This is a genomic window from Protofrankia sp. CiT1 (assembly GCF_917627335.1).
Taxonomy (GTDB): Bacteria; Actinomycetota; Actinomycetes; order Frankiales; family Frankiaceae; genus Protofrankia.
Genome location: NZ_CAKJTP010000181.1, coordinates 1 through 6,821 on the forward strand (window position 1 = coordinate 1; position 6,821 = coordinate 6,821).

At 75.8% G+C, this 6,821-nt stretch carries 1 protein-coding gene and 1 pseudogene; both read right to left on the reverse strand.

Annotated elements, in window-relative coordinates; translation table 11 throughout:
• Window positions 1–3,253: pseudogene (locus MJ785_RS19160) on the reverse strand (hypothetical protein); the annotation flags it as partial.
• A 91-nt stretch (window positions 3,254–3,344) separates the two neighbouring features.
• Window positions 3,345–6,743: a hypothetical protein gene (locus MJ785_RS19165; protein WP_239382125.1), complete on the reverse strand. Its 3,399-nt coding sequence runs from the start codon at window positions 6,741–6,743 to the stop codon at window positions 3,345–3,347.
• Window positions 6,744–6,821 lie beyond the last annotated feature (78 nt).

Sequence of the window (6,821 nt, forward strand, 5' to 3'; positions counted from 1 at the left end):
CCGCCTCGGCGATGACGTCCAGGGCGGCGACAGCCAGGGCGTCCAGACCGACGGTGGCCGCGCCGACCGGGATCTGCCAGCCGCCCGCCGCGCCCAGTACGCCCTGGGCCCACCGTTCGGCGGCGGGAGCGAGCAACGCGCGGGGGGTGGCGGCGTTCCAGCCGGGGCTGCCCACCTCGCCATCCAGCAGCAGCACCGTGCGATGGGTGACGGTCACGCCCGAGCGGGGCTGCCGGGTCACGGTGATGTCGGGGGGCTGGGTGCCCAGCGCGGTCGCGGCGAAGCCGGCACCGGCCACCTCGGCCCGACCGGAGGTGAGCTGGTGGACGCCCTCGGCGACCACCAGGTCGGCGACGGCGTCGAGAGCGTGTCCGAGGTCGTCCAGGGCCGCGTTGAGGGCAGCCTGGTCCGCGGGCGGCGGGTTGACGATCTTGGCTGCCCGGTCCTGCCACACGGCGAGCCCGTCGACCACCTCGTCGGGTACGACGGCATCGCCGCCGGGCTGGTCGTCCCGCTGGCCGATCCGGGTCTGCGGGTAGGCGTCGCGCAGTCGGTATAGATCACTGTGGGCCCCCGCGTCGCCGAGCGCGCGCTCGAGCCGGTAGCCGAGGACGGCGCCCAGCGGCTGGCCGTTCGCGACCGCGTCAAGAATGTCCGAAGCGACGCGGGCCTGGCGGGAGCGCAGGTCGATGCTGTGCAGCGCCGAGGAGTCGCCGGCATGGGCGAACTCGCCCGCCCGCAGCACTCCGGCCGTCCGTGCCTGGTCCAGGGAGGGGGCGTGGACATATCCCGCGCCGTTCACCGGTGCCAGCAGGGCAAGGTCCGGGTCGCTGCCGGCGGGTGGCAGCCGCACGGGGCGGCCGGGCCGCGGCCGGACGTCGACCAGCACGCCCCAGGCGCCGAGCTGGATACCGTCCGGCCTGGCCTGGCGCAGGGTGCTCAGCCGCCGCGCGGCGACGGAGGTGATCCAGGCGTCCAGCCGGGTCGAGACGCAGGCCAGGGTCTCCCCGACGAGCCGCGTGTAGCCGGCGTCGTCCAGGCCCGCGGCGGCCAGCTCACCGACGGCCCGCACCGTCCCGGGGAAGCCGTCGACGTGCGGGCGCGGCAGGTGGAGCTCCTCGAACACGTTGCCCGTCAGCACCTCGTCGTCGACGAGGTGGGCAACCGTCAGTCCTGCCTGGGGCGCTGCCGCGTCCAGGTACCGCTCCAACGCCGTGCTGGCGAAATGGGTCGGCGTGGCGATGGTGAGCTTGGTGCCGGCGAGCTCGGCCGGTACCGCCACCGCCGCGGTGGCCGCTGTCTTGCCCGCGGGCGACACGGCGCCCACCAGCCGGATGGCGTCCAGCTCGCCCGCCAGCGCCAGAGCGTGCTCGACCAGCAGGTACAGCAGGTCGGTGGGCGGCGTGCCGGGAATCCCTCGGCGGAGGGCGAGGGAGTAACGCCGGTTCGCCAGCTCCGCCAGGTACCTGGCCGGCGACTCCCAGCCGACGCGGGCCGGATCGGTGCGGGCGACGGGCACGGCCATGGGGCGGGCTCCTTCGAGGGTGAGGCCCTCGAACTGGCTGTCCGCCAATGCGGGGCAGAGCGCGGCCAGCATGGTCTTCCGGTAGGCGGCGCGCGTGAGCTGCCTGATCAGTCCGGGCGCGGCGGCGGCCTTGGCCGCGACGTCGTGGGCCAGCGTGTCGTGGATCGTCGGCATGCCGGTGGCGACCTGGCGCAGCGCCTGCCCGAGCGGCCCGGTGACACTGCGGATCCGGTAGCCGCCGGGGTGCGGCACTGGCGCGGTGCCGAGGACGCTGACCAGCTGGGCGACCGGGTCGCCGTCCGGGCGCAGCCGGGGCAGCCAGCGGGTCGCGAGCGCCCACGCCGGCCGGAGGGTGTCGATCAACCGGTTCAGGTCGTCGAGCAGGGCGGGCTCGGCGGGGTGCCGGACCCAGCGGCCAGGCGGGAGGATCGGCAGGATGCCGTAGGGCTGGCGGCCCACCCGCAGCGTGGGCAGCGGGCCGCGGCCCCGGACGAAGGAAGCCTGGTATTCCGCGGCGAAGGGCAGCAGCCGGTCGAGGCTGTCCAGGAACCGCTCGGCGGCGGCCGGGCCCGGGTTGGGGGTCTGCGGCCGGGCCAGAGTGCCGATCACTTCGCCGATCGTGACAGGAAACAGCGCCCGGGTCATCGCCCGCGCGTGCGCCTGCTCCCGTCCGGCCGCCCCGGGCGTGGCGGCGAGAGTCGCCGCGGGCAGGCCGAGCGCCGCTTCGAGGATCTCCCCGTCGGCGGCCTGCCCGCTCAGCGCGGCGCCCGGGTCGACGGCTCCGCCACCAGCCGCCGGGTCCGCGAGCAGGCGGGCCAGGCTGGCGAACGGGTCGGGCCGGCTGGAGTAGCCGGACGGGCGATCGGTCAGGTTGTTCGTCGGCGTTCCCGGGGCGAGCAGCGCGAGCGTGTCGCGGTCCGCGTGCCCGGTGAGCAGCGCCGTCAGGGACTCAGCCTCCCTGTCGGGGGTCCGCTCGGCTGTGGGCTCCCGTACGCCCACGGCCACGAGGGTGTCCAGCCCTCGGATGGCGACCGGGGGCAGGGCACGGCCCAGGACCTGGTCGGCGGTGGCCAGGTCGACGGTCGCCGCCATCCCGGCCCGGCTAGCTGCGTCGAAGTCGACCGCCCAGCGCAGCGGGTCCTCCGGTGCCACCAGCGTGGGGTCCTCGGGCGTGAAGGCGGGAGTATCACGGGAGGGGCCGACCTGGAGGTCACCCGCCGGCCGGGGCAGGTAGTGGTGGAGCACCTGCGCGCCGTCCAGCCAGCCGGCCAGCAGCCAGCCGTCCGGGAGCAGGACGGCCGTAGCCGGCCGCTCGGCCGGGCCGGTATCGGTGTCGGTGTCGGGCGGCGTGGGCGGGCCGGAACGAGTCTCCCGCGCCACCCAGACGGCACGGGCCGTCCCGACCTGGCCGACCAGGTGTGCCCAGGCTGCGGCCACGAGGTCCGCCGTCGCGGCCGGGTCGCGCTGGGCTGCCCAGAACTCGGTGCCGGCGGCCCACTGCGCGGCTGTCAGCCTGATCGCGGTTGTGGTGATGGTCAGTTCGTCCGGGTAGACGCGCACCCGCAGTACGGGCATGCGGGCCGGCGTGCCGTCGTCCATCAGGGTGGGTGTGCCGTCGCCGCCAAGCAGCGGCCGGTCGCCGAACCGGGTCTCCAGCCGGACCGGGAGCAGGGCGATCGGCAGCGTCGGGTCGAGGCCGGCCCACAGGTCGGCGGGGGGTTCGGGCATGTGGGCGCTCCTACAGGACTGCGGGGCTATGCGGGCTCGGGGCTACGTGGGGCTCGGGGCTATGTGGGCTTGGGGCTATGTGGGCTCGGGGTTATGGGAGGAAGTCGGGCGCGCGCAGCAGCGCGAGGAAGGGCCGCTGGAGGCAGTTGGCGGCGACCGCGGCGCTAGTGGCGGCGCCCAGATCGGCGGGCCGCAGCGTCGGCGTGTCCTGGTCGCGGCCCTGCCACGACCAGTCGTCCCGGTCCCGGCCTGCGTTCGTGCCAGGGCCGGCCCCGGGCTTCTCGTCCAGCCCGAAGCGGGGCTCGTCATCGGGCTGGCGCAGGGAGACGTACCAGCGGTGCTGGTAGTCCTCGGGGTCCTCCAAGCGCAGCTCCCACGGGTCGATTCGCAGCGCGGTGTAGCTGACGTCATCTCCCAGCGGGCGGGCCGGGAACAGCTGCTCGGCGTAGGCACCGGCGCCCGCGTCCGGGGTGAAGGAGGTCAGGCCGCCGGCGTGGCCGGGCCGGCCACGGACCGCGCCGATGATCGTGGTGGGGTACCGGCGCAGCAGGTCACCCTTGATCACCAGGATCGTCATCGCGGCTGCCCGGCCCGGCGGCGCGTGGTCGCCCAGATCGCCGGCCCAGCCGTCGAGGTCGGCCAGGTCCGGCGCGTCGCCCGGCCAGAACCGGGGGAAGCTCGACCCACGCCGGTCGGTGGGGTAGCCGCGCCAGAGCAGCTCGCGGGCGAGCTCGTGGTTCAGCCCGACGGCCAGCGCCTCGATGAACCGCCAGTTGGGGGCCAGCAGGGCGACCGAGTTGGCGGGCATCTGGTTGACGCCGCCGAGTACCCACTCCCGGCGGTCGAGCCGGCTGAGCCGGTCGATGATCGGGGCCGGGAACCGCGGCGCGGCCATCGCCGGGTGGAACGGCGAGTCTCGTCGACGGCGGACCTGCGGGCCCACGAATTCGTGGGCGTAGTCGAGCAGCCGCTGATAGGCCGGGTCCGGCGTCAGGGCGCGTACCGCCTGGTCGGCCAGCGCCGGTGAGAAGCGGGTCAGGGCCGGGCCGACGGCCGTGGCGTCCTGCGAGGTGATCTCGGTACCGAACGCCGGCACGGCGGCGGCGAGCAGGTGGCTGTCCGCGTCGGTCGTGCCGGTCAGGAGCTGGGCCAGGACCCGGGAGCCCGTCGTGGCCGGCGCCCCGGATACCGGCCCCAGGGCGTCGGTGGCGATGTCTCGCAGCGTCATGGCGGTGGCGAGGACGAGGGCTGGCTGGTCTCCGACGCTGGCGTCGCGGGTCAGCGCGCCGAGCGGGCCGGCTGGCCGGGCCGGTACGAGGATGCGCAGGCCGGCAGCGGTGAGAGCGGGGCTGGCCGGCAGGTGCCCGTCGTCGTCCTGACGGGCCACGGCCGCCAGGCGCTGGAAGGCGTCGATGGACAGCTCGGCGGCCTGTCCAGGACTCGGCGTGAAGGTGTCGAAGTCGTGCCGCATCTCGAGGCCCAGCTGGATCCGGCCCTGCCGCTCGAGCGTCCCGGCAGCGGTGATCAGCGCGTGGACCTGCTGCGCGGTCTCCGATCCGGCGGCGAACCGGACCTGCGCCCCGGCGCCGGCGGCCGCCGGCTGCTCGTCCACCTGCGCGGCGTAGGCGCCCAGCGTGGCGGGCAGCCCGGCGATCTGAGCGAGCCGCTGGTCCGGGGCCGCACCGAACCGGTCGGTGACGCCGCGCGCCAGCCGTGGGTCGCTGAGCAGTTCGGCGAGCACCTCCGGCTGTACCGCCCGTGGGCCGGTGAACCGGGCGGGCAACATGCCCGGATCGCCGTCGCTGAGCCCGGCGACGGCGCGCTGGGCGCAGGTCGCGGCGGTCAGCGGCAGGCCTGGCTCGACGCCGGGCTGTTCGCTTCTGGCGTCGCGGCTGGCGGCTTTGACTGCGTACCGGGTGCCACGGGTGAACGCCACGTCAGCCACTGATGGTGGGAGCGTGCTGGCCGCCAGGCCGGCGTACACGGTCTCCCGGCCCGCCGCGGCTGCTTCCGTTTCCGTGACGAGGCGCGCGAGGGCAGGGCCGGCCACCCGCAGGGCCGATCCGGTGGACAGTGCGCCGAGCCGGGCGTGCAGCGCACCGCCGGTCCGCGCGAACAGGTGCGCCCAGCGGATGCGCCGGTTGGCGGCCAGGATGTCGGCGAGCTGCTCCCAGGCCGCGCGCATCAGCTCTTCCTGGTCCTGCTGCACGATCCGGGTACCGAGCCCGGCCGCGGCCCGCATCGCCGGATCCGCGTTGAGCTGGGTGATCCAGGTCTGGCTGGTGCCCGCCTCGACCGCGGCCAGCTCGGCGGCGCCGGGCGTGCCGTCGAGGCTGTTCACCTCCGCGTGCCAGCGTCCGTACAGCGGCGGCCCGACCAGCGGGACATCGTCGTCCTCTTGGGCGGCGACCGGGTCGAGCAGCAGCTTGAGGCGGCGGTGCAGGACGGCGACCTGCGGGTCGGCCGCGCCGGGCTCCAGACCGCTGGCCGGCAGGTCCGGTGGCGCGGGCTGGCCATCCGGCGCCGGGGGCGCCGCGGGGTGCTCCAGGCGGGTGATGGCCGTGGCCACCGGGTAGGGCGCCGGGGTGAACCCCGTGTCGTCCTCCGCCAGTCTGGAGGCGCGCAGCCCGACATGGACCTGGCGCACCCCGATCGTCGCGGCCAGTGCCGCCGGCAGCGGGTTGAGCTTGCGGGCCAGTGTCTCGAAGTCCCCGGCGGGCCCGGTGTGGAAGGACCAGGAGTGGTAGACGGGCAGCGGGGCGCCGTCGTGGGTGAGGCTCATGCCTCCGGTGTCGGCGGGCAGGCCGAGGCCCGCGAGCCGGCCGGCTTCGAACGTCGGCACGAGGCAGGCGAGGTAGGCCCGGTCGGGCGCCAGCCGCGTCGGGCAGAGCACCCGCGACCGTACGAGCGACCACTCCGGCGACGGGGTCCTCAGCATCGCGTCGGCTGCCTCCGGGGAGTCCGTCTGCACCTGGACGTGGGCCCAGGCCCACAACTCCTTGCGCTGCTCTTCCGGCCACGGCCCCGGGTCGGTCAGCACGGGGTAGGGGCCGCGCGGCGACCGGGCCAGCCGGTCCGCGGGTGCCGTGCCCGGCGGCACCTCCAGCACGAGCAGCCGCAGCCACGGACGAACCCCGCCGGGTGGCGGGGTGGTGTGCTGGTCGGGGCTGAACATCCAGGGCAGGTCCGGGTGGGCGAACTCGACCAGCGCCAGGTAGTTGGGCTCCGCCTGCCGGTCGCCGTCCCGGGGGGCGCACCGGACGATCTGGGCCGGCCGGCCGGCGTCCGCGGGGCCGAGCAGCTGCATCGGGGCGGACGTCACGAGGCTTTCGGCCGGGTTGCCCTTCGCCGGCAGCGCACGAGCGATCACCGTCGCCGGCCGGACCCATCGGCGGGTGGGCGACCCGAGATCCGGCCCCTGCGGTGGCCCGGCGGGCTGCCCGGCGCCGGCCCCCCGCCGTGACCAGGAGACGAACTGGGTGCTGGTCATCGAACCTCCCAGGCGCGCGCCGGCTGCAGGTCGGCGACCGCCTCCGGGAGCAGCGCGGCGAGCTGGCCGAGCAGGTGG

Coding starts and splice junctions, on each gene's coding strand:
- MJ785_RS19165 (WP_239382125.1), bottom strand. CDS start 6,743: ATGACCAGCACCCAGTTCGTCTCCTGGTCACGGCGGGGGGCCGGCGCC.